We start from the raw sequence: 23,899 nt of genomic DNA on the forward strand, positions 1-23,899 counted from the left end.
AAAGGGTTAAGGCGAGTTGCCATTTGGACAATGGTGATTTCCCAGGAGGAAATCACCATGGATTAGCGGGAATTACTTACCAATACAGAAGCTCGAGAAAATCCTGCCCAACAGATCGTCCGACGTGAACTCCCCGGTGATCTCGCTCAGATTCTGCTGCGCCAGACGCAGCTCTTCCGCCAGCAGTTCACCTGCCCACGCGCCGATAAGCTGCGCTTTACCCTGGTCAAGATGGCGTGCCGCCTCTTCCAGCGCCTGCAGGTGACGGCGACGCGCCAGGAAGCCGCCTTCCATGCTGGTATCAAAGCCCATGCTCTGCTTGAGATGGTTACGCAGGGCTTCCACGCCTTCCCCTGTACGTGCCGAAAGGCGAATAAGTGAGTGACCATTCACATCACTGATGCCCAGCGTTTCGCCGGTCACGTCCGCTTTGTTACGCACCACGGTGATAGGCAGTTTGGCCGGCAGACGGGCGATAAAGTCCGGCCAGATCTCCGCCGGGTCAACGGCGTCGGTCGTGGTGCCATCTACCATAAACAGCACGCGGTCGGCCTGCTCGATTTCCTGCCAGGCGCGCTCGATACCGATGCGCTCAACCTCGTCGCTGGCATCGCGCAGACCCGCGGTATCGATAATGTGCAGCGGCATGCCGTCGATGTGGATGTGCTCGCGCAGCACGTCGCGGGTGGTACCGGCTATGTCGGTTACGATTGCCGCTTCACGGCCCGCCAGGGCGTTCAGCAGGCTCGATTTCCCGGCGTTAGGGCGACCAGCAATGACGACCTTCATCCCTTCACGCAGCAGGCTGCCCTGACGCGCTTCGGCGCGGACGGCATCCAGATCGCTCATCACCTGGTTCAGCTGGGCTTCGATTTTACCGTCAGAGAGGAAGTCGATTTCCTCGTCCGGGAAGTCGATAGCCGCTTCGACATAGATTCGCAGGTGAGTAAGTGCTTCCACAAGGTGATTCACACGTGCGGAAAACGCGCCCTGCAGCGAGTTCAGGGCGGAGCGGGCCGCCTGTTCAGAGCTGGCGTCGATCAGGTCTGCAATCGCCTCGGCCTGTGCCAGGTCGAGTTTGTCGTTCAGGAAGGCACGCTCGGAGAATTCGCCCGGCTTCGCAATGCGCAGGCCCGGCAGGGTCAGAATACGTTTTAACAGCAGGTCGAGGATAACCGGGCCGCCGTGGCCCTGAAGTTCCAGCACGTCTTCGCCGGTAAAGGAGTTCGGGCCGGGGAACCACAGCGCAATGCCCTGGTCCAGCGCCGTGCCGTCGGCATCTTTAAACGGCAGGTAATCAGCGTAGCGCGGCTTTGGCAGTTTACCCAGCACCGCTTCGGCCACCTCGCGCGCCTTCAGGCCGGAGATACGCAGAATGCCTACACCACCGCGTCCCGGTGGGGTTGCCTGGGCGACGATAGTGTCGTTATGGCTCATGGTTGCTCTCGTTCAATACAAATAAAAAAGGCGGTCAATCGACCGCCCTTATTTTAGCGTTATCTTACCGAATCAGGACTTTTTCTTTTCGCGGCTATGCAGGCCACGTTTTTCCAGACCACGGTAAATCAGCTGCTGCTGGATGATGGTCACCAGGTTGCTGACGATATAGTACAGCACCAGACCTGACGGGAACCACAGGAAGAACACGGTGAAGATGACCGGCATAAAGGTCATGATCTTCTGCTGCATCGGGTCGGTCACGGTGGTTGGCGACATCTTCTGGATGAAGAACATCGTCATGCCCATCAGGATCGGCAGGATGTAGTACGGGTCCTGTGCGGACAGGTCATGGATCCACAGAGCGAACGGCGCGTGGCGCAGCTCAACGGAACCCATCAGCATGTAGTACAGCGCAAGGAAGATTGGCATCTGAATCAGCAGCGGGAAGCAACCACCCAGTGGGTTCACTTTCTCTGCCTTATACAGGGCCATCATCTCCTGGCTCTGACGCTGTTTATCATCGCCCAGACGCTCACGCATCGCCTGAATCTTCGGCTGCAGCATGCGCATCTTCGCCATGGAGGTGTACTGCGCTTTGGTCAGCGGGTACATGATGCCACGCACGATGAAGGTGATAACGATGATGGAGAAGCCCCAGTTACCCAGGAAGCTGTGGATGAACTTCAGCAGCTTAAACAGCGGCTGAGAGATGAACCACAACCAGCCGTAATCAACGGTCAGATCCAGGTGCGGCGCAACAGCGGCCATTTTGTCCTGAATTTCCGGGCCGACCCACAGGGTGCTTGCCAGCTTACCGGTTTGACCCGGCTGAACCAGAACAGGCTGTGATTTGTAGCCGATGGCTGCAATACCGTTGCCCAGGTTCGCGGTGTAGAAGTTATTCGTACCGTCGTTATTCGGGATCCACGCGGTCGCGAAATACTGCTGCAGCATTGCTACCCAACCGCCTTTGGAGCTGACGTTCAGGTTTTCGTTATCGGCAATGGTGTCGAATTTGTATTTCTCGTACTTCGCATCAGGCGTGGAGTACGCCGCGCCACGGAAGGTATGCAGCGCAAAGTTGCTGCTTCCGGTGTCACGGTGTGACGGCAGATTGATGGACTGCTTCAGCTGACCGAAGGTAGACAGTTCCAGCGGTTTCGCACCGGCGTTCTGTACGCTGTAGCCCACGTTCACCGCATACTCACCGCGTTTCAGGGTGAAGGTTTTGGTGAAGGTGTTGCCTGCCGCGTCGGTGTAGGTCATCGGGATAACGAGTTCGTTCTGGCCATCGGCCAGTACAAAGGTGTCGTTCTCGACGTTATACAGTGGACGCGCACCGTTAGCCGGATTGTCCGGGCCATCACGACCGGTCAGGCCGCTCTGCGCCTGATACAGGAACTCCGGTGTGGTTTCCAGTAACTGGAACGGTTCGTTAGACTTCAGCTCTTTCGGGTAGGTCAACAGCAGCGCCTGCTCAACATCACCACCACGGGTGTTGATAGTCAGCTCAAGCACATCGGTCTTAACCGTAATCTGTTTCCCCTGGCCACTGGCCGGTACGCCCTGGTCGGCGGCGCTACCCGCTGCGGTGGTCGTGGTCTGCGTGGTCTGTTGCTGGGGTTGAGGATTTTTATCCTGCTCCCATGCCTGCCAGATCATGAAAGACACGAACAACAAAGCGATGATAAGAAGATTGCGTTGCGAATCCATCGTTAGTGTTCTCTGGTATCAAAAGGTCCTGGGGGGACGGGGTCGTCTCCACCGGGGTGTAAAGGGTGGCATTTTAATACGCGTTTCACCGTCAACCAACTGCCTTTTATCACTCCAAACCTGCGCAATGCCTCAATTCCGTAGCTTGAGCATGTGGGTGTGAAACGGCAGTGCGGCCCGAGTAGCGGACTAATCAGGCGTTGATAGACCCGAATGAGGGCTATCAGGACCCGTGAGCCAGGCGACAGTGGCGGCGCCATAATTTTTCCAACGCTTCCGAGAGAGCACGGTTATCGAGGTCGGCAACCCCCTTTTTAGCCACCACCACGAAATCCATAGAAGGCAGTTCGTGCTGACGTAAACGGAAGCTTTCACGCGTCAGACGTTTAATCCGGTTGCGTTCATGCGCACGCTTAACGTTTTTCTTAGCGACTGTGAGACCGATGCGGGGATGCCCCAGCGAATTTTGGCGGCCGAGGATGGTGATTTGCGGCGTGCCAGCCCGTTGTGGCTGCTGGAAGACGAAAGTGAAATGAGTGGGAGTTAACAAACGTAACTCCCTGGGAAATGCTAGCTTAACCACTCAGGGGTTAGCTTTATTACTTGGAAACGGTCAGACGAGCGCGGCCTTTAGCACGACGACGTGCCAGAACCTGACGACCATTTTTAGTAGCCATACGAGCACGGAAGCCGTGAGAACGGTTGCGCTTCAGTACAGACGGTTGAAAAGTGCGTTTCATGGCGATTTCTACCTAAACTTGAAAAAATTCATGACTTTTGCGGATGCCCGACCGAGTTTCGAATGACGGACGCCGAAGCCGTGGGTGATTAAAGAGGCCGGATTGTAATAATTGTACACTCCGGAGTCAATTCTCTTTCCTTATTTCCCGCGTATTTCCGCACGATTTCGCGTGGAAAATGAGCAACGGACGACGCAGGAAGATGAGCATCACGCGCCGGGTCGAGGATTATACGGCCTCGCCAACAAAGCGCAAGGATCGTCCCGGATCTTCGTTAGATCATTTAAGCAATAAATTGTCGCTGCTCATTAAATTTTCCAATATGCGGGCTAAATCGCGGGGCACTCGCGCCAGGATCGTTTACACTTACCCCGTTTCGGATCTTCCTGTGGATAAATCGGGAAGAATCTGTGAGAAACAGAAGATCTCTGGCTCAGTTTACGCTATGATCCGCGGTCCCGATCGGGATCCCAGGATCCTGGTCAGGATAAATTGCAGATAGCAATTCGCACGTCCCCCTTTACACAGGGTCATGTCGATGTGCGCCAACAATCATGAATATTCAATAGTTTTCTTTTATTGTTCGAGTGGAGTCCGCCGTGTCACTTTCGCTTTGGCAGCAGTGTCTTGCCCGATTGCAGGATGAGTTACCAGCCACAGAATTCAGTATGTGGATCCGCCCGTTGCAGGCGGAGCTGAGCGATAACACGCTGGCTTTGTATGCGCCAAACCGTTTTGTGCTCGATTGGGTAAGAGACAAGTACCTTAATAACATCAATGGCCTGCTGAACGATTTTTGCGGGTCAGATGTCCCACAGCTGCGTTTTGAAGTGGGCACAAAGCCGGTCACCCAAACCGTTCGTGAAACCGTAAATGTAGCCGCGCCCGCTCAGGCTGTTCCGGCTCCGGCGCCTCGCGTTGCACCTGCTCGTCAGGGCTGGGATAACGTCCCTGCCCCCGCAGAGCCAACCTACCGCTCTAACGTTAACGTGAAACACACGTTCGATAACTTCGTTGAAGGTAAGTCGAACCAACTGGCGCGCGCGGCAGCCCGTCAGGTTGCCGATAACCCCGGCGGTGCTTACAACCCGCTGTTCCTGTATGGCGGCACGGGTCTCGGTAAAACCCACCTGCTGCATGCGGTAGGTAACGGCATTATGGCGCGCAAGCCCAACGCGAAAGTGGTGTATATGCACTCCGAGCGCTTCGTTCAGGACATGGTAAAAGCCCTGCAAAACAATGCGATCGAAGAGTTTAAACGCTACTACCGTTCCGTTGACGCGCTGCTGATCGATGACATCCAGTTCTTTGCCAATAAAGAACGATCGCAGGAAGAATTTTTCCACACCTTCAACGCCCTGCTGGAAGGCAATCAGCAGATCATTTTGACCTCGGATCGTTATCCTAAAGAGATCAACGGCGTTGAAGATCGTCTGAAATCCCGCTTCGGCTGGGGCCTGACCGTGGCGATCGAGCCACCGGAGCTGGAAACCCGCGTCGCGATCCTGATGAAGAAAGCCGATGAGAACGACATCCGCCTGCCGGGTGAAGTGGCGTTCTTCATCGCCAAGCGCCTGCGCTCCAACGTGCGTGAGCTGGAAGGGGCGCTGAACCGCGTTATTGCCAATGCCAACTTCACCGGTCGTGCGATCACCATCGATTTTGTGCGTGAAGCACTGCGCGATTTATTGGCATTGCAGGAAAAACTGGTCACCATCGACAATATTCAAAAGACGGTGGCTGAGTACTACAAGATCAAAGTGGCAGATTTACTGTCTAAACGTCGTTCCCGCTCGGTGGCGCGTCCGCGTCAGATGGCGATGGCGCTGGCAAAGGAGTTAACCAACCACAGTCTGCCGGAAATCGGCGATGCGTTTGGTGGCCGTGACCATACGACCGTGCTGCACGCTTGTCGCAAGATTGAGCAGTTACGCGAAGAAAGCCACGACATAAAAGAAGATTTTTCCAATCTAATCAGAACATTATCATCGTGACGCTATGAAATTTACCGTTGAACGTGAACATTTATTAAAACCGCTGCAACAGGTGAGTGGCCCATTAGGCGGCCGCCCAACGCTGCCTATTCTCGGAAACCTGCTGCTTCAGGTCGCGGACGGTACGCTGTCGCTGACCGGTACAGATCTGGAAATGGAAATGATCGCGCGCGTTACGTTGACGCAGCCGCACGACGCGGGCGCGACCACGGTTCCGGCACGTAAATTCTTTGATATTTGCCGCGGGTTGCCGGAAGGCGCTGAAATCGCCGTGCAGCTGGAGGGCGACCGCATGCTGGTGCGCTCTGGCCGCAGCCGTTTCTCCCTTTCCACGCTACCCGCTGCGGACTTCCCGAACCTGGACGACTGGCAGAGTGAAGTTGAATTCACTCTTCCGCAGGCGACGATGAAGCGTCTGATTGAAGCCACGCAGTTCTCCATGGCGCATCAGGACGTTCGTTACTACTTAAACGGCATGCTGTTCGAAACCGAAGGTGAAGAGCTGCGTACCGTGGCGACCGACGGCCACCGTCTGGCGGTCTGTTCCATGCCGATTGGCGACTCGCTGCCGAACCATTCGGTGATCGTGCCGCGTAAAGGCGTGATTGAACTGATGCGTATGCTCGACGGCGGTGACACGCCGCTGCGGGTGCAGATTGGCAGCAATAACATCCGTGCCCACGTGGGCGATTTTGTCTTCACTTCGAAGCTGGTTGATGGCCGTTTCCCGGATTATCGCCGCGTATTGCCGAAGAACCCGGACAAAACGCTGGAAGCGGGCTGCGATAGCCTCAAGCAGGCGTTTGCCCGCGCGGCCATTCTCTCGAACGAGAAATTCCGCGGCGTACGCCTGTACGTGAGTGAAAACCAGATCAAAATCACCGCCAACAACCCGGAGCAGGAAGAGGCAGAAGAGATTCTGGACGTCACCTACGCCGGGGCTGAGATGGAAATCGGCTTCAACGTCAGCTACGTGCTGGATGTGCTCAATGCACTGAAATGCGAGAATGTGCGTATTCTGCTGACCGACTCCGTTTCGAGCGTACAGATTGAAGATGCGGCCAGCCAAAGCGCGGCTTATGTTGTCATGCCAATGAGACTGTAATGTCGCTCACCCGTCTGTTGATCCGCGACTTTCGCAATATCGAAAGCGCGGATCTCGCTTTATCCCCCGGCTTTAACTTCCTGGTTGGCGCGAACGGCAGCGGCAAAACCAGCGTGCTGGAAGCCATCTATACGCTCGGCCATGGCCGGGCGTTTCGCAGTTTGCAGATTGGTCGCGTCATTCGCCACGAGCAGGAATCCTTTGTTCTGCACGGGCGTTTGCAGGGCGCAGAGCGGGAAACCGCCATCGGCCTGACCAAAGACAAGCTGGGCGACAGCAAGGTGCGCATCGACGGCACCGATGGCCACAAGGTGGCGGAGCTGGCGCTGCTGATGCCAATGCAGCTGATTACGCCCGAGGGGTTTACTTTACTCAACGGCGGCCCCAAATACAGAAGAGCGTTCCTCGACTGGGGATGCTTTCACAATGAAGCCGGTTTCTTTAACGCCTGGAGCAACCTGAAGCGTCTGCTTAAACAGCGTAACGCCGCGTTGCGCCAGGTCACGCGCTACGCCCAGCTGCGTCCGTGGGACATGGAACTCATCCCTCTTGCGGAACAGATCAGCCGCTGGCGTGCCGAATACAGCGCGGGTATCGCCGAAGATATGGCCGACACCTGCAAACAGTTTTTACCCGAGTTCTCTCTCACCTTCTCCTTCCAGCGTGGCTGGGAGAAAGAGACGGATTATGCCGAGGTGTTAGAGAGAAGCTTCGAGCGCGATCGGATGTTGACCTACACCGCGCACGGCCCGCACAAGGCGGATTTCCGCATTCGTGCCGACGGTGCGCCGGTGGAAGACACGCTGTCGCGCGGGCAGCTCAAGCTCCTGATGTGCGCGCTACGCCTGGCGCAGGGGGAGTTCCTCACCCGCGAGAGCGGACGACGCTGCCTGTACCTGATAGATGATTTTGCCTCGGAACTTGACGACGCGCGGCGCGGGCTGCTTGCCAGCCGCTTAAAAGCCACGCAGTCGCAGGTTTTCGTCAGCGCCATTAGCGCTGAACACGTTATGGACATGTCGGACGAAAATTCGAAGATGTTTACCGTGGAAAAGGGTAAAATAACGGATTAACCCAAGTTGAAATGAGCGAGAAACGTTGATGTCGAATTCTTATGACTCCTCCAGTATCAAAGTCCTGAAAGGGCTGGATGCGGTGCGTAAGCGCCCGGGTATGTATATCGGCGACACGGATGACGGCACCGGTCTGCACCACATGGTATTCGAGGTGGTAGATAACGCTATCGACGAAGCGCTCGCGGGTCACTGTAAAGACATCGTGGTCACCATCCATGCGGACAACTCCGTCTCCGTTACCGATGACGGCCGTGGCATCCCGACCGGTATTCACCCGGAAGAGGGCGTCTCTGCTGCGGAAGTGATCATGACCGTACTGCACGCAGGCGGTAAGTTCGACGATAACTCCTATAAGGTTTCAGGCGGCCTGCACGGCGTAGGCGTTTCCGTAGTAAACGCCCTGTCGCAAAAGCTGGAGCTGGTTATTCAGCGCGAAGGCAAAATTCACCGTCAGATCTATCAGCACGGCGTGCCTGAAGCCCCGCTGGCCGTTACCGGTGATACCGATAAAACCGGTACCATGGTGCGTTTCTGGCCGAGCCTTGAAACCTTCACCAACGTCACTGAATTCGAGTACGACATCCTGGCGAAGCGCCTGCGTGAACTGTCGTTCCTGAACTCCGGCGTCTCTATTCGCCTGCGCGACAAACGCGACAATAAAGAAGACCACTTCCACTACGAAGGCGGTATCAAGGCGTTTGTTGAGTATCTGAACAAGAACAAAACGCCAATTCACCCAAATATCTTCTATTTCTCCACCGAAAAAGACGGTATCGGCGTGGAAGTGGCGCTGCAGTGGAACGACGGTTTCCAGGAAAACATCTACTGCTTTACCAACAACATTCCACAGCGCGACGGCGGTACTCACCTTGCGGGCTTCCGTGCGGCGATGACCCGTACCCTGAACGCCTACATGGACAAAGAAGGCTACAGCAAAAAAGCGAAAGTCAGCGCCACCGGTGACGACGCCCGTGAAGGCCTGATTGCCGTGGTCTCCGTGAAGGTGCCGGATCCGAAGTTCTCCTCACAGACCAAAGACAAGCTGGTTTCTTCTGAGGTGAAATCGGCAGTTGAGCAGCAGATGAACGAACTGCTGAGCGAATACCTGCTGGAAAACCCGAACGATGCGAAAATCGTGGTGGGCAAAATTATCGATGCGGCACGTGCCCGTGAAGCGGCGCGTAAAGCCCGTGAAATGACCCGTCGTAAAGGCGCGCTGGACCTGGCAGGCCTGCCGGGCAAGCTGGCTGACTGTCAGGAACGCGACCCGGCACTGTCTGAACTGTACCTTGTGGAAGGGGACTCCGCGGGCGGTTCTGCGAAGCAGGGCCGTAACCGTAAGAACCAGGCGATCCTGCCGCTGAAGGGTAAAATCCTCAACGTTGAGAAAGCGCGCTTCGACAAGATGCTCTCTTCTCAGGAAGTGGCGACGCTCATCACCGCGCTCGGCTGCGGCATTGGCCGCGACGAGTACAACCCGGACAAGCTGCGCTATCACAGCATCATCATCATGACCGATGCGGACGTCGACGGCTCGCACATCCGTACGCTGCTGTTGACCTTCTTCTATCGTCAGATGCCTGAAATCGTTGAGCGTGGCCACGTCTACATTGCGCAGCCGCCGCTGTACAAAGTGAAGAAAGGCAAGCAGGAACAGTACATTAAAGATGACGACGCGATGGATCAGTACCAAATCGCGATCGCCCTTGATGGCGCGACCCTGCACGCGAACTCCAGCGCGCCAGCGCTGGCAGGCGAGCCGCTGGAGCGTCTGGTCTCCGAGTTCAACGCCACGCAGAAAATGATTGGCCGTATGGAACGCCGCTATCCAAAAGCGCTGCTGAAGGAGCTGGTCTATCAGCCAACCCTGACCGAAGCCGATCTGAGCAACGAGCAGGCCGTGACCCGCTGGGTGAATACCCTGGTGAGCGAGCTGAACGAGAAAGAGCAGCACGGCAGCCAGTGGAAGTTCGACGTTCAACAGAATGCGGCACAGCAGTTTGAGCCGATTGTTCGCGTGCGTACTCACGGCGTCGACACCGACTACCCGCTGGAGCACGAATTCGTGACCGGCCCGGAATACCGCCGTATCTGCACCCTCGGCGAGAAGCTGCGCGGCCTGATCGAAGACGATGCCTTCATCGAACGTGGCGAGCGTCGTCAGCCGGTAGCAAGCTTCGAGCAGGCGCTGGACTGGCTGGTGAAAGAATCCCGTCGCGGTCTGTCTATCCAGCGTTATAAAGGTCTGGGCGAAATGAACCCGGATCAGCTGTGGGAAACCACCATGGATCCGGAAAGCCGTCGCATGCTGCGCGTCACCGTTAAAGACGCGATTGCTGCCGACCAGCTGTTCACGACCCTGATGGGCGATGCGGTAGAACCACGTCGTGCGTTCATTGAAGAGAACGCGCTGAAAGCGGCGAATATCGATATTTAACAGTCGCTATCCCGCATGAAAACTGGCCGCGTTTTTAGCGCGGCTTTTTTATGGGCGCAGGAATGTCCAGCGACATCGCCGCCGGTAAACGGCTCGCCAGCGCATCTATGGCCATTCTTACCCTCAGGGGCAGGTACGGCGTCTGTTGCCAGACGGCATGGACGTCAAAATGGACATCCGGCGCCTGCTTAAAGAGCGGGACAAGCTTTCCCTGATGAATTTCTTTGATGGCCATCCAGCAGGGGAGCCAGGCAATGCCGTGCCCGGTCACCGCCGCGTCGCAGATGGCCTGCAAATCATCCATATTGAGTGATGACCGCGGCGTAAACGTGCGCGGCGTTCCGTCGCTGTCCATAAGCTGCCAGGATAGCACGCGGCCTGCGCGCAGATAGTTAATGGCCGCGTGCCGGGATAAATCATCCACAGCGTCTGGATGACCTCTTTTTTGCAGATAGTCGGGCGAGGCGCACAGGACCATGCGGTGTTCTCCCAGCTTTCTGGCCACCAGCACGCTGCTGTCCTGCAGCGTGCCGTTACGTACCGCCATATCGAAGCCTTCCTCGACCAGATCCACCACGCGGTCGCTGAACGACATTTCAAGCTCAAGCCCAGGGTGTTCCTGCGCCAGTTCAATCAGCAGCGGCGCGACGCACTGGCGTCCAAACAGCACCGGCATGGCAACACGAAGCCGACCGTTGATCTGATGTTTCCCCGTTTCCAGCAGGGATTCCGCGCTCCTGATCTCCTCCAGCGCGCGCAGGCAGCGCTCGTAGAACAGGGCGCCGTTATCGGTGAGCCTCTGGCTGCGGGTGGTGCGCTGAAACAGCCGCACTCCCAGACGTTCCTCAAGTCGAGCAATGCTTTTACCCACCGCAGAGCGCGACAGGTGCAGGCGAACTGCGGCCTGCGCAAAGCTTCCTGCCTCCACGGCAGCGACAAAAACAGGAATATCTTTCAGTGTATCGGTCACGGTTTGTATCCATTCAGGCGTCAATGAAGAGAAAACTTATCGTCACTGGTGACGAGGAGTCAACGGTAGACTGTCATTACTGAAGCTTATCTGATGGCAGGAGGAAAAAATGACAGAGACAATGCAGCGCTGGTCAATGAACGCCCTCGGGCGCGAGAATCTCAAACTCATTCATGAATCGGTTTCACAGCCAGGCCCCGGTGAGGTTTGCGTGCGGGTAAATGCCGTTGCGCTCAACTATCGCGATAAAATGGTCATCGAAGGCACGATGCCGATTCCGCTTTCCTTCCCGTTCACCCCGGCGTCTGACATGGCGGGCGTGGTGGACAGCGTAGGTGAAGGTGTCACGCGTTTCAAACCCGGCGCTCGCGTCATTTCAACCTTCTTCCCGGAGTGGATCGACGGCAAGCCGCAGGCAGACGCGCGTGATTTGCCCTACAAAACGTCCGGCGGCTATTTCCAGGGCATGCTGGCCGAATATGTGGTTGTAAATGAAAACGCGCTGGTAGCCTCTCCGGAAACTCTGAATGACGCAGAGGCCAGCACGTTACCCTGCGCAGGGCTTACCGCCTGGTTCGCGCTGGTGGAGCGGGGTCAGCTCCGCGCCGGGCAATCGGTGCTGGTACAGGGGACGGGCGGCGTGGCGATTTTCGCCCTGCAAATTGCAAAAGCGCACGGCGCAGAGGTTATTGTCACGTCCGGGAGCGATGAAAAGCTGGCGCTCGCCAAAAAACTGGGCGCCAGTCAGGGCGTCAACCGCCTGAAAAGTGACTGGGCTGAAGAAGCATTGGCGCTGACTCAGGATCGCGGCATCGACCATATTATCGAAACCGTAGGTGGGGAAAACCTGAAGCATTCCCTGCGTGCCGTTGCCGTTCACGGGCGTATCTCAGTGATTGGCGTGCTGGCCGGGACTGACATTTCACTGCCTGCTGGCGAGCTGCTGCTGAAATCCCCCGTCATTCAAGGGATTGGCGTGGGACACCGCCGGGCGCTGGAGGATTTCGTCCGCGCTGTTGACGTCACGGGACTGAAGCCGGTGATTGAGCATCGCTACCGTTTTAACGAGCTTGAACAGGCCCTTGAACATCTGGATCGCGGCGCATTCGGTAAAATCGTTCTCACCCGCGAGTAAGTCGTCGTTCCCCGGTTAAGCGTAAAAGGGGTGTTTCTGTTGCGCAATGTAGCTCTATTTTTGTGTGCTTAATCGCGTTAGCATGAGGTAGCACTCATTTATCCCGGGGAACTCATGGCTATCAAACTCATTGCAATCGATATGGACGGCACGCTGCTGCTGCCAGACCACACTATCTCTCCTGCCGTTAAAAACGCGATCGCCGCCGCACGAGCGAAGGGCGTGAATGTGGTTCTGACCACGGGGCGTCCATATGCGGGCGTACACAGCTACCTGAAAGAGCTGCACATGAATCAGCCGGGCGATTACTGCATCACCTATAACGGCGCGCTGGTGCAGAAAGCCGCAGACGGCAGCACGGTTGCGCAAACTGCGCTGAGCTATGATGACTACCTGTTCCTCGAAAAACTGTCCCGTGAAGTGGGCTCCCACTTCCACGCGCTCGATCGCAATACGCTCTACACCGCCAACCGCGATATCAGCTACTACACGGTGCATGAATCCTACGTTGCGACCATTCCGCTGGTGTTCTGTGAAGCCGAGAAAATGGATCCGGCGACGCAGTTCCTGAAGGTGATGATGATCGACGAGCCGGAGATCCTGGATAAAGCCATCGCGCGCATTCCGGCGGAGGTAAAAGAGAAGTACACCGTGCTGAAAAGCGCGCCGTACTTCCTCGAAATCCTCGATAAACGCGTCAATAAGGGCACCGGCGTGAAATCACTTGCTGATGCGTTAGGGATTAAGCAGGAAGAAATCATGGCGCTCGGCGACCAGGAAAACGACATCGCGATGATTGAATTCGCGGGCGTTGGCGTGGCAATGGATAACGCCATTCCTTCGGTGAAAGAGGTGGCTGATTTCGTCACCAAATCTAACCTGGAAGACGGCGTTGCCTACGCGATCGAGAAGTTTGTGCTGCAGTAACGCTTATTTACAATCATCAGCCCCGGTTATCAACCGGGGCTTTTTTTTGCCCTGTATTTATCAAATTGTTCTTTTTGTGATCTTGATTGTAGTACAACATTAAATGATTGTACTACATTGTCACCACGGCAAAGACGAATGTCCTCACGTTTGTACTGCAAAAGTGAGGCAAAATTCAGCGGTCGCGGTAAAGTAGTGATGGACATACAGAGCACAAGGACTCTCCATGACTCTCAATAAAACCGATCGCATCGTTATTACGCTGGGCACCCAGATTGTGGGCGGTAAATACGTTCCCGGTTCGCCGCTCCCCGCAGAGGCTGAACTGTGCGAGGAGTTTGAAACCTCGCGCAACATCATCCGGGAAGTGTTCCGCTCGCTGATGGCGAAGCGGCTGATTGAAATGAAGCGCTATCGCGGCGCGTTTGTTGCTCCGCGCAACCAGTGGAACTACCTCGATACCGACGTGCTGCAGTGGGTGCTGGAAAACGACTACGACCCGCGGCTTATCGGCGCGATGAGTGAAGTTCGAAACCTGGTGGAGCCGGCAATTGCGCGCTGGGCGGCGGAACGCGCGACCTCCGGTGATTTGGCCCAGATTGAATCGGCTTTAAACGACATGATCGCCAATAACCAGAACCGGGAGGCGTTCAACGAGGCGGACATTCGCTACCACGAAGCGGTGCTGCAGTCGGTGCATAACCCGGTATTACAGCAGCTTAGCGTGGCGATCAGCTCGCTACAGCGAGCGGTATTTGAACGTACCTGGATGGGTGATGAGGCCAACATGCCAAAAACGCTCCAGGAACATAAAGCGCTGTTCGATGCGATACGGCATCAGGACGGCGATGCGGCAGAGCAGGCGGCACTTACCATGATTGCCAGCTCGACACGAAGGCTGAAGGAAATCACATGACATCTCGCTACATCGCAATTGACTGGGGATCGACCAATCTGCGCGCCTGGCTTTATCAGGGCGAGCAGTGCCTGGAGAGCAGGCAATCAGAAGCAGGCGTGACGCGCCTGAACGGTAAATCCCCCGAGGCGGTGTTAGCAGAGGTCACACAAAACTGGCGCGACAGCGCCACGCCGGTGGTAATGGCGGGAATGGTGGGCAGTAACGTAGGCTGGAAAATTGCACCTTATCTGCCGGTTCCCGTCCATTTCTCCGCTATTGGCGAGCAGTTAACGTCCGTTGGCGACAATATTTGGATTATTCCCGGTTTGAGCGTCTCTCGCGACGATAACCACAACGTGATGCGCGGCGAAGAGACGCAGCTGCTTGGCGCGCGCGCTCTCTCTCCTTCTTCTGTCTACGTCATGCCCGGCACGCACTGTAAGTGGGTCCAGGCTGACGCTGAGCAAATCCACGATTTTCGCACCGTAATGACCGGCGAGCTGCACCATTTGCTGCTCAACCATTCGCTGGTCGGGGCCGGTTTACCTGAGCAGGAATCCTCGTCAGAGGCGTTTTCCGCCGGGCTTGAACGTGGGATCGCCTCCCCTGATGTGTTGCCGCAGCTTTTTGAGGTTCGCGCCTCGCACGTGCTGGGACTTCTCCCGCGCGAGCAGGTCAGCGAGTTTCTCTCCGGCCTGCTGATTGGCGCAGAGGTCGCCAGCATGCGTGAGTTCATCGCGCACGAGCAGGCCATTACGATTGTCGCAGGCGCATCGCTAATGTCGCGCTACGAACAGGCATTTCGCGCCGTTGGGCGTGATGTTTCGACGGTATCCGGCGACACGGCATTTCAGGCAGGAATAAGGAGCATCGCTCATGCAGTGGCAAACTGATCTTCCCCTTATCGCGATTTTGCGCGGCATCACGCCCGATGAGGCGTTAGACCACGTCGGCGCGGTTATCGACGCCGGATTCGACGCGGTAGAAATCCCGCTCAACTCGCCCGACTGGGAAAAAAGCATTCCGGCCGTGGTCGAGGTTTTCGGCGATAAGGCGCTGATTGGCGCAGGCACCGTGTTACAGCCTGAGCAGGTCGATCGGCTGGCAAAGATGGGCTGCAGGCTTATCGTCACGCCCAATATTCAGCCTGAGGTGATCCGCCGCGCGGTGGGTTACGGCATGACGGTCTGCCCGGGCTGCGCCACCGCCACGGAAGCCTTTACTGCCCTTGATGCGGGCGCGCAGTCGCTCAAAATTTTCCCGTCATCGGCTTTTGGACCGGACTACATCAAGGCGTTGAAAGCGGTATTGCCCGCCAGCGTGCCGGTCTTTGCCGTGGGCGGCGTAACGCCAGAAAACCTGGGCCAGTGGATGAGCGCTGGCTGTGTGGGCGCAGGGTTGGGTAGCGATCTTTATCGTGCTGGACAGTCCGTGGAACGTACCGCACAGCAGGCGGCAGCATTTGTGAAAGCGTATCGAGAGGCAGTGAAATGAAAATAACCAAACTCACCACGTACCGTTTACCCCCGCGCTGGATGTTCCTGAAAATCGAAACCGATGAAGGGGTTGTAGGCTGGGGCGAACCGGTGATTGAAGGGCGCGCGCGCACCGTTGAAGCGGCAGTACACGAGCTGGGCGAATACCTGATTGGTCAGGATCCGGCGCGCATTAACGACCTGTGGCAGGTGATGTACCGCGCGGGATTTTACCGTGGCGGTCCGATCCTGATGAGCGCCATCGCCGGTATCGACCAGGCGCTGTGGGATATCAAGGGCAAAGTGCTGAATGCCCCGGTCTGGCAATTAATGGGCGGCCTGGTGCGTGACAAAATCAAAGCCTACAGCTGGGTGGGCGGCGACCGCCCTGCGGAAGTGATCGACGGCATCACGCAGTTGCGCAATATCGGCTTTGACACCTTCAAGCTCAACGGCTGCGAAGAGATGGGCGTTATCGACAATTCGCGTGCGGTAGACCGGGCGGTCAATACCGTGGCGCAAATTCGTGAAGCCTTCGGCAACGAGATTGAGTTTGGCCTGGATTTCCACGGCCGCGTCAGCGCGCCGATGGCCAAAGTGCTGATTAAAGAGCTTGAGCCGTATCGCCCGCTGTTTATCGAAGAGCCGGTGCTGGCCGAGCAGGCGGAGTACTATCCGAAGTTAGCTGAACAGACCCACATTCCTATCGCGGCGGGTGAACGTATGTTCTCGCGCTTCGAGTTTAAACGCGTACTTGAAGCGGGCGGCATAGCGATCCTACAGCCGGACCTTTCTCATGCGGGCGGCATCACCGAATGCTACAAAATTGCCGGGATGGCAGAAGCTTACGATGTGGCGCTGGCGCCGCACTGCCCGCTCGGCCCAATCGCGCTGGCGGCCTGCCTGCACGTCGACTTCGTCTCCCGCAATGCGGTGTTTCAGGAACAGAGCATGGGGATTCACTATAACAAGGGCGCGGAACTGCTCGATTTTGTGAAAAATAAAGAAGACTTCTGCATGGAAGGCGGTTTCTTTAAACCGCTTACGAAGCCGGGCCTTGGCGTGGAAATTGACGAAGCTAAAGTCATTGAGCTGAGTAAGAATGCGCCGGACTGGCGAAACCCGCTGTGGCGTCATGAGGACGGCAGCGTAGCGGAATGGTAATCGCCATCCCGTAGACCCGGTAAGCCTCCGGGCAAAAATCATACATACAAAAATATAACCCTCTGTAAATTACAGGGCATGGTGAGCGGCTTCGCTATGCCCAAAATCTGGAGACAGATTGCGATGGATATTCCAGTTACCGCTACAAAAATCGGGCGTCGCCGCTACCTGACGCTGATGATGATCTTTATTACCGTGGTCATTTGCTATGTTGACCGCGCCAACCTTGCCGTGGCATCGGCCCATATTCAGGAAGAGTTTGGCATCACCAAAGCGGAAATGGGCTACGTCTTCTCGGCGTTTGCCTGGTTGTATACGCTCTGTCAGATCCCCGGCGGCTGGTTTCTTGACCGCGTGGGTTCACGTCTGACCTACTTTATCGCCATATTAGGCTGGTCCGTGGCGACCCTGTTCCAGGGCTTCGCCACCGGGCTGATGTCGCTGATTGGCCTGCGTGCCATCACCGGGGTTTTCGAAGCGCCCGCGTTTCCGACCAACAACCGTATGGTGACCAGCTGGTTCCCGGAACACGAGCGCGCGTCCGCCGTTGGTTTTTACACCTCTGGCCAGTTTGTCGGCCTGGCGTTCCTGACGCCGCTGCTGATCTGGATCCAGGAGCTGCTGAGCTGGCACTGGGTGTTCATCGTTACCGGCGGGATTGGCATTATCTGGTCGCTAATCTGGTTCAAGGTTTACCAGCCGCCGCGTCTGACCAAAAGTATCACCAGGGCCGAGCTGGACTACATCCGCGACGGTGGCGGTCTGGTGGATGGTGATGCGCCGGTGAAAAAAGAGGCGCGCCAGCCGCTGACCAAAGCGGACTGGAAGCTGGTCTTCCACCGTAAGCTGGTGGGCGTTTATCTGGGTCAGTTCGCGGTTACTTCTACGCTGTGGTTCTTCCTCACCTGGTTCCCGAACTACCTGACCCAGGAAAAGGGGATCGCGGCGCTGAAGGCGGGCTTTATGACCACCGTGCCGTTCCTCGCCGCATTTTTCGGCGTGCTGCTCTCCGGCTGGCTGGCCGATAAGCTGGTGAAAAAAGGATACTCACTGGGCGTAGCGCGTAAAACGCCGATTATCTGCGGCTTGCTGATCTCAACCTGCATCATGGGTGCCAACTACACCAACGATCCGGTGTGGATTATGGCCCTGATGGCGGTGGCGTTCTTTGGTAACGGTTTCGCCTCTATCACCTGGTCGCTGGTGTCGTCCCTTGCGCCGATGCGGCTGATTGGCCTGACCGGCGGTGTGTTCAACTTTGTCGGCGGACTGGGCGGGATCACCGTACCGCTGGTCATCGGCTACCTGGCGCAGGACTACGGCTTCGGCCCGGCGCTGGTCTACATCTCTGCCGTGGCGCTGATCGGGGCACTCTCCTACATCCTGCTGGTGGGCGATGTGAAACGAGTAGGCTAATCCCTGCGGATGTTTTACCCTGATGCACTCACCGTGCATCAGGGTATCCTCATGAAACAAATCACCTTCGCTTCCCGCAACCACCAGCTGACCAACATCAATACCTGGACGCCGGATAGCCAGTGGCTGGTCTACGACGTGCGCCCGTCAGGCGCGTCATTTACCGGCGAAACCATTGAGCAGGTCAACGTCGTTACGGGTGAGGTGGAGGTGGTCTATCGCGCCACTGACGGCGCGCATGTCGGCGTGGTGACCGTTCATCCGGCACAGGACAAATACGTCTTTATCCACGGTCCGAAAAACCCGGATGCTGGCTGGCACTACGATTTTCATCATCGTCAGGGTGTGATTGTGCATCACGGTCAGGTGAGCAACCTGGACGCGATGGATATCACCGCACCTTATACCGCAGGCGCGCTGCGCGGCGGCAGCCACGTGCACGTCTTCAGCCCGAACGGGCAGTTCGTCAGCTTCACCTATAATGACCATGTTTTACATGAGCGCGATCCGAAGCTCGATTTACGCAACGTCGGCGTGGCGGCACCGTTTGGCCCGGTGAACCCGCAGGGGAATCATCCACGTGAATATTCAGGCACGTTCTGGAGCGTGCTGGTCAGCCGCACAACACCCAACCCGCAGCCGGGCAGCGATGAAATCAACCGCGCCTACGAAGAGGGCTGGGTGGGCAACAACAGGCTGGCGTTTATCGGCGACACCCTCTCCGCGCAGGGCGAAAAAGTGCCTGAACTGTTTATTGTTAACCTGCCAGAAGGCGAGCAGGGCTGGAAACAAGCGGGCGATGCGCCGCTGCAGGGCACCCCAGACACCCTGCCAGCGCCGCCTGCCGGGGTGAAGCAGCGTCGTCTGACCTTTACCCACCAGAGGGCTTACCCGGGTCTGGTGAACGTGCCGCGTCACTGGGTGCGCAGTAACCCCCAGGGGACGCAGATCGCGTTTCTGATGCGGGATGATAACGGCATTGTGCAGCTGTGGCTGATCTCTCCTGAGGGCGGCGAGCCGCGCCAGTTGACGCGCACCGGGAGCGGTATTCAGTCTGCGTTTAACTGGCACCCTTCCGGGAACATGCTGGGATTTGTGCTTGAAAACCGAATCGCCTGCTGTGACGCGAAGACTGGAGAAGTGACGTTTTTGACGTCCGATCACGGCAATCCGCCGTCTGCTGATGCGGTCGTGTTTTCCCCGGACGGGCGATTTATTGCGTGGATGCAAGAGACGGGCGGTTTCCGTCAGCTTTGGGTAACGGAAACCGCGCAGGACTAGCGCGGCGGCATCTCAGCGGGCGGGATAACGGCGTTTGTCGCCAGATTTTCCTGCTCGCTTTTCTCTACCCGTGAGCGCACGGAATCGTCCTTACGGAATACATCCCACGGCAGCAGAAGCGTATCCGCCACTGCTGTAAAGGGCATATCTAGGATAACCAGGGATTTGGTGCCCCAGTTCGTATCGTCATCGGAGATCATCGCCGCGCTGGCGCGCGTCCCCGGATATGTTCCTTCTTTACCGCCGGTGTGAGACATCACGCTCGAACACCCGCAAAGTAAAACCACCCCGCTGAACGTCGTCAGCTTTATCAGAACATTTTTCATCATCACTCAGTCATCGTTAATGGCACTGCATAGACCTGCAACTCAGGGTTATAGCGAGCCTTATCCGAAATGAATAGCCCGATAACCCCGCACTGTGGCAGCCATCGCAATTTAACCCTTTGTGCTGTTGTCCCAGAGTCTATGCGACAACCAGCAAAGTGCAAAAAAATCTCGCCTAAATAGTCTTGAAAAGCCCGGTTCCAGACCCATTTTAAGAATGTGACCCGATAACGAACACGCCTGATGGGTGCTCGGGGGCGCAAAGGCCTGTCCATGGTGGAAGGCTACAATTTCTCGCTGATTTCAGGAGCATTATCTATGCGTAACTTCGATCTTTCTCCGCTATACCGTTCTGCAATTGGTTTTGACCGCCTGTTTAACCATTTAGAAAATAACCAAAGCCAGAGCAACGGCTACCCTCCATACAATGTTGAGCTGGTTGACGAAAACCACTACCGCATCGCCATTGCCGTCGCCGGTTTTGCAGAAAACGAGCTGGAAATCACCGCGCAGGACAACCTGCTGGTGGTGAAAGGTTCCCATACGGCCGAGCAGAAAGAACGTACCTACCTTTACCAGGGCATCGCCGAGCGCAACTTTGAACGCAAGTTCCAGTTAGCCGAGAACATTCACGTTAAAGGCGCGAACCTGGTTAACGGCCTGCTGTTTATCGAACTGGAACGCGTGATTCCGGAAGAGAAAAAACCGCGCCGTATCGAAATTAACTAATTACGCGGGTCGCGCGAGCGACCCACCCGGACTTGCTTGCCGTAACGGGAGCATATGCGAATCCATCAGGATTTGCAGGAACAACTGTGCACAAAATTAAACTGTGCCGAACTCGCTTCTCAGAAGGAGATTTAGTATGCGTAACTACGATTTATCCCCCCTGCTGCGTCAGTGGATTGGTTTTGACAAACTGGCTAATGCCCTGCAAAGCACCACCGAGCAACAGACATTTCCGCCGTACAACATTGAAAAAAGCGACGATAACCACTATCGCATCACCCTTGCGCTGGCCGGGTTCCGCCAGGAAGATCTGGATATCCAGCTTGAAGGCGCGCGCCTGACCGTGAAGGGTACGCCGGAAAAACAAGAGACCGAAACCCGGTGGCTGCATCAGGGTCTGGTTAATCAGCCGTTTAGCCTGAGCTTTACCCTGGCAGACCATATGGAAGTGTCCGGTGCGACGTTTACCAACGGGCTGCTGCATATCGATCTTATCCGTAACGTGCCGGAAGCCATCGCGCCGCAGCGTATCGCCATTAGCGAGCGGCCGGCGTTGAACAGCTAATCCGCTTTACTCACAGACTGCACAAAGCCCTGCCCCGGCAGGGCTTTTTTGTGCGCCATCGCCCATACAACCGCATCCGGCTCTGAGAAAATCCTTGTTATAACTAAGGTTATGCCAAGGATGTGGATCATGAGTGATATCGCGTTAACCGTCAGCGTGTTGGCCCTGGCCGCGGTTGTAGGGCTATGGATTGGCAATATCAAAATCCGTGGCGTCGGGTTTGGGATTGGCGGGGTGCTGTTTGGCGGCATTTTTGTCGGGCATTTTGCTGACAAGCTCGGGCTGGTTCTCAGCGCCGATATGCTCCACTTTATTCAGGAGTTCGGCCTGATCCTCTTCGTCTACACCATCGGGATTCAGGTAGGGCCGGGCTTTTTCGCTTCCCTGCGCGTCTCCGGGCTACGGCTCAATCTGTTTGCCCTCGGCATTGTGGTGATGGGCGGGCTGGTCACCGCGATCCTGCACAAAATCTTTGCTATCCCGCTGCCCGTGGTGCTGGGCATTTTCTCCGGGGCGGTCACCAACACGCCGGCGCTCGGAGCCGGGCAGCAAATCCTTCGCGATTTGGGCATTGAACCCGGCATTGTTGACCAGATGGGGATGAGCTACGCCATGGCCTATCCGTTTGGGATTTGCGGCATTCTGCTCTCCATGTGGCTGGTCCGCGTCCTGTTTCGCGTTAACGTCGACAAAGAGGCGAAGGATCACGAAACCACGCTCACCAATGGCCACATGCCGATCAAAACCATCAACATTCGCGTCGATAACCCCAACCTGAACAATATGGCGATTCAGGACGTGCCGATCCTGAACAGCGCCAATATTATCTGCTCCCGCCTTAAGCGCGACGACGTGCTGATGGTGCCTGCGCCCGGCACGATGATCCAGCAGGGTGACCTGCTGCACCTGGTCGGCCAGCCGGGGGATTTGAACAACGCGCGGCTGGTGATTGGTCAGGAAGTGGATACCTCGCTTTCGACTCGCGGCACCGATATGCGCGTGGAGCGTGTTGTGGTGACCAACGAGCACGTTCTGGGCAAGAAAATACGCGATCTGCAGGTAAAAGAGCGCTACGACGTGGTCATCTCCCGCCTCAACCGTGCGGGCGTCGAACTGGTTGCCAGCCCGGAGGCCAGCCTGCAGTTCGGGGATATCCTCAACCTGGTCGGACGCCCGTCGTCCATCGATGCCGTGGCGGATATGGTAGGCAACGCCCAGCAAAAACTGCAGCAGGTGCAGATGCTGCCGGTGTTTATCGGTATCGGGCTTGGCGTGCTGCTCGGCTCTATTCCGCTGTACGTGCCGGGCTTCCCGGTGGCGCTCAAGCTCGGCCTGGCGGGCGGGCCGCTGATTATGGCGCTGATCCTCGGGCGTATCGGCTGTATCGGGAAGCTCTACTGGTTTATGCCGCCGAGCGCTAACCTGGCGCTGCGCGAGCTGGGCATCGTGCTGTTCCTGGCGGTTGTCGGGCTGAAGTCCGGCGGGGATTTTGTCGATACCCTGGTCAAGGGCGAAGGGATGAGCTGGGTCGGCTACGGCATCTTTATCACGGCGATCCCGCTGCTGACGGTGGCAATCCTGGCGCGGATGTTCGCCAAAATGAACTACCTGACGCTGTGCGGCATGCTGGCGGGCTCCATGACCGACCCGCCAGCGCTCGCTTTTGCCAACAACCTGCACGCCACCAGCGGCGCGGCCGCGCTCTCCTATGCCACCGTATACCCGCTGGTGATGTTCCTGCGCATCATCACCCCGCAGCTACTGGCGGTGCTGTTCTGGGGGATGGGCTAACAGCTCTTCCGGGTGGATGCGCCGTAGATGGTAGTCCACCTGGTAATCGCTGGTATTTCGGAACATCACGGAATAATTGAGGAACTCGCCGCTGTCGCTGTAGGAGAGAGAGGTAATTCGCAGCAGCGGCGTCTGTTCCGGCAGATTCATATAACCGGCCAGCTGTTTATCTGCCAGCACCGGCGTCAGGCTCTCGTAGTTGCCGCTGATGGTGATCCCGCACTCCTTCTCAATGTAATCAAACTTAGACCCCTCAAGATGCGCCAGCGACAGGTTGCGGAACAGCTTCACCGGCATAAAGCTGTCTTCCAGCATCAGCGGCTTTCCGTCCACGTAGCGCACCCGCCGTGAAAAGTAGATCCGCTCATCCACCTGGATCCGCAGCTGGCTGGCGATGGCGGGCGGGGCGGGCATCACTTCGAACTGCAGCACCTTGCTCTGCACCTCTTTTCCCTGCTGACGCAGCACCTCCACCAGCCCGGTCAGGTTAGTGGTTTCGTGGTGAACGTCTTTGCGCGAGACAAACGTTCCGCTGCCGTGCCGGCGCTCAACCAGCCCCCAGCTCACCAGCAGATCCAGCGCCTTGCGGATGGTCATGCGCGCCACGCCAAACTCCTGCGCCAGCGCTTTTTCACCAGGCAGCGGGCTGCCGATGTTGTAGTCCGATGAATTCAGCCGCAGCCGCAACCTGTCAGCAATTGATTTGTAGATCACCAG

At 56.9% G+C, this 23,899-nt stretch carries 23 protein-coding genes and 1 other annotated feature; of the genes, 15 read left to right on the top strand and 8 right to left on the bottom strand.

The features are described 5' to 3' along the window. Positions 1-72 precede the first annotated feature (72 nt). The 5 genes from mnmE to rpmH form a co-directional block, all read right to left on the bottom strand. The gene (gene mnmE, locus APT89_RS06905; RefSeq protein WP_047363221.1) at positions 73-1,437 is read right to left on the bottom strand and encodes a tRNA uridine-5-carboxymethylaminomethyl(34) synthesis GTPase MnmE; all 1,365 of its coding nucleotides are present in this window, start codon (positions 1,435-1,437) and stop codon (positions 73-75) included. A 72-nt stretch (positions 1,438-1,509) separates the two neighbouring features. After that, complete coding sequence (gene yidC / locus APT89_RS06910) at positions 1,510-3,153, bottom strand: membrane protein insertase YidC (protein ID WP_060571964.1); 1,644 nt, start codon at positions 3,151-3,153, stop codon at positions 1,510-1,512. Positions 3,154-3,155: 2 nt separating this feature from the next. Then, positions 3,156-3,413, bottom strand: a complete 258-nt coding sequence (yidD, locus tag APT89_RS23215) for a membrane protein insertion efficiency factor YidD (RefSeq protein ID WP_001307474.1) — start codon at positions 3,411-3,413, stop codon at positions 3,156-3,158. Then, positions 3,377-3,736: a ribonuclease P protein component gene (gene rnpA, locus APT89_RS06915; RefSeq protein ID WP_014072458.1), complete on the bottom strand. Its 360-nt coding sequence runs from the start codon at positions 3,734-3,736 to the stop codon at positions 3,377-3,379. Before rnpA ends, yidD begins: the two co-directional genes overlap by 37 nt. A 16-nt stretch (positions 3,737-3,752) precedes the next feature. Next, positions 3,753-3,893 (bottom strand): 50S ribosomal protein L34, encoded by a 141-nt coding sequence (gene rpmH / locus APT89_RS06920; protein WP_000831330.1) that lies wholly within the window; start codon positions 3,891-3,893, stop codon positions 3,753-3,755. Positions 3,894-4,492: 599 nt separating this feature from the next. Here rpmH and dnaA point away from each other — a divergent pair. The 4 genes from dnaA to gyrB are packed head-to-tail and all read left to right on the top strand — an operon-like array spanning position 4,493 to position 10,505. After that, complete coding sequence (gene dnaA / locus APT89_RS06925; protein ID WP_032644944.1) at positions 4,493-5,887, top strand: chromosomal replication initiator protein DnaA; 1,395 nt, start codon at positions 4,493-4,495, stop codon at positions 5,885-5,887. 4 nt (positions 5,888-5,891) lie between these two features. Continuing rightward, positions 5,892-6,992, top strand: a complete 1,101-nt coding sequence (dnaN, locus tag APT89_RS06930) for a DNA polymerase III subunit beta (protein WP_008500170.1) — start codon at positions 5,892-5,894, stop codon at positions 6,990-6,992. After that, positions 6,992-8,065: a DNA replication/repair protein RecF gene (recF, locus tag APT89_RS06935; protein ID WP_041911734.1), complete on the top strand. Its 1,074-nt coding sequence runs from the start codon at positions 6,992-6,994 to the stop codon at positions 8,063-8,065. Before dnaN ends, recF begins: the two co-directional genes overlap by 1 nt. Positions 8,066-8,093: 28 nt before the next feature. Beyond that, positions 8,094-10,505, top strand: coding sequence for a DNA topoisomerase (ATP-hydrolyzing) subunit B (gene gyrB / locus APT89_RS06940; protein ID WP_028014934.1), 2,412 nt, complete (start codon positions 8,094-8,096; stop codon positions 10,503-10,505). 34 nt (positions 10,506-10,539) lie between these two features. Here gyrB and APT89_RS06945 read toward each other — a convergent pair whose 3' ends face one another. Then, positions 10,540-11,475 carry a LysR family transcriptional regulator gene (locus APT89_RS06945; protein WP_045630889.1) on the bottom strand — a complete coding sequence of 312 codons (936 nt, stop codon included), beginning with the start codon at positions 11,473-11,475 and terminating at the stop codon, positions 10,540-10,542. Between the two features lie 109 nt (positions 11,476-11,584). On the opposite strand from APT89_RS06945, the gene APT89_RS06950 reads away from it, so the two are divergent. The 8 genes from APT89_RS06950 (at position 11,585) to APT89_RS06985 (ending at position 19,771) form a co-directional block, all read left to right on the top strand. Next, complete coding sequence (locus APT89_RS06950; RefSeq protein ID WP_041911732.1) at positions 11,585-12,610, top strand: zinc-dependent alcohol dehydrogenase family protein; 1,026 nt, start codon at positions 11,585-11,587, stop codon at positions 12,608-12,610. A gap of 114 nt (positions 12,611-12,724) precedes the next feature. Next, positions 12,725-13,537 (top strand): sugar-phosphatase, encoded by an 813-nt coding sequence (yidA, locus tag APT89_RS06955; protein WP_047363227.1) that lies wholly within the window; start codon positions 12,725-12,727, stop codon positions 13,535-13,537. Positions 13,538-13,763: 226 nt separating this feature from the next. After that, positions 13,764-14,453, top strand: coding sequence for a D-galactonate utilization transcriptional regulator DgoR (dgoR, locus tag APT89_RS06960; protein ID WP_003861109.1), 690 nt, complete (start codon positions 13,764-13,766; stop codon positions 14,451-14,453). Continuing rightward, entirely contained in the window at positions 14,450-15,328 is an 879-nt protein-coding gene (locus tag APT89_RS06965) for a 2-dehydro-3-deoxygalactonokinase (RefSeq protein ID WP_041911730.1), read from the top strand. The genes dgoR and APT89_RS06965 overlap by 4 nt, the downstream gene beginning before the upstream one ends. Continuing rightward, positions 15,312-15,929, top strand: coding sequence for a 2-dehydro-3-deoxy-6-phosphogalactonate aldolase (locus APT89_RS06970; RefSeq protein ID WP_041911729.1), 618 nt, complete (start codon positions 15,312-15,314; stop codon positions 15,927-15,929). The genes APT89_RS06965 and APT89_RS06970 overlap by 17 nt, the downstream gene beginning before the upstream one ends. Continuing rightward, a complete protein-coding gene (gene dgoD, locus APT89_RS06975; protein ID WP_028014940.1) occupies positions 15,926-17,074 on the top strand; it encodes a galactonate dehydratase in 1,149 nt (382 codons plus the stop codon). The genes APT89_RS06970 and dgoD overlap by 4 nt, the downstream gene beginning before the upstream one ends. 78 nt (positions 17,075-17,152) lie before the next feature. Continuing rightward, positions 17,153-18,490 carry an MFS transporter gene (locus tag APT89_RS06980; protein WP_080350606.1) on the top strand — a complete coding sequence of 446 codons (1,338 nt, stop codon included), beginning with the start codon at positions 17,153-17,155 and terminating at the stop codon, positions 18,488-18,490. Between the two features lie 51 nt (positions 18,491-18,541). Continuing rightward, complete coding sequence (locus APT89_RS06985) at positions 18,542-19,771, top strand: DUF3748 domain-containing protein (protein WP_041911727.1); 1,230 nt, start codon at positions 18,542-18,544, stop codon at positions 19,769-19,771. On the opposite strand, the gene APT89_RS06990 is transcribed toward APT89_RS06985, so the two are convergent. Then, positions 19,768-20,100 (bottom strand): YceK/YidQ family lipoprotein, encoded by a 333-nt coding sequence (locus APT89_RS06990; protein WP_014881914.1) that lies wholly within the window; start codon positions 20,098-20,100, stop codon positions 19,768-19,770. The two genes, APT89_RS06985 and APT89_RS06990, sit on opposite strands and share 4 nt — an antisense overlap. A gap of 250 nt (positions 20,101-20,350) precedes the next feature. Next, positions 20,351-20,422, top strand: a sequence feature (ROSE (Repression Of Heat Shock gene Expression) occurs in the 5'-region of heat shock genes and acts as an RNA thermometer to modulate expression.). Between APT89_RS06990 and ibpA the strand changes: the two genes are divergently transcribed. The 3 genes from ibpA to APT89_RS07005 all read left to right on the top strand — a co-directional run bounded on the left by ibpA (position 20,416) and on the right by APT89_RS07005 (position 23,182). Beyond that, complete coding sequence (gene ibpA, locus APT89_RS06995; protein WP_008500162.1) at positions 20,416-20,826, top strand: small heat shock chaperone IbpA; 411 nt, start codon at positions 20,416-20,418, stop codon at positions 20,824-20,826. It overlaps the preceding feature by 7 nt. 136 nt (positions 20,827-20,962) lie before the next feature. After that, positions 20,963-21,391: a small heat shock chaperone IbpB gene (gene ibpB, locus APT89_RS07000; RefSeq protein ID WP_028014943.1), complete on the top strand. Its 429-nt coding sequence runs from the start codon at positions 20,963-20,965 to the stop codon at positions 21,389-21,391. A gap of 129 nt (positions 21,392-21,520) precedes the next feature. After that, entirely contained in the window at positions 21,521-23,182 is a 1,662-nt protein-coding gene (locus tag APT89_RS07005; protein WP_028014944.1) for a putative transporter, read from the top strand. Here APT89_RS07005 and APT89_RS07010 read toward each other — a convergent pair. After that, positions 23,150-23,896, bottom strand: coding sequence for a GntR family transcriptional regulator (locus tag APT89_RS07010; RefSeq protein ID WP_028014945.1), 747 nt, complete (start codon positions 23,894-23,896; stop codon positions 23,150-23,152). The two genes, APT89_RS07005 and APT89_RS07010, sit on opposite strands and share 33 nt — an antisense overlap. Positions 23,897-23,899 lie beyond the last annotated feature (3 nt).

It is taken from the genome of Enterobacter sp. 50588862, from assembly GCF_001462935.1.
Classification (GTDB): Bacteria; Pseudomonadota; Gammaproteobacteria; order Enterobacterales; family Enterobacteriaceae; genus Enterobacter; species Enterobacter bugandensis.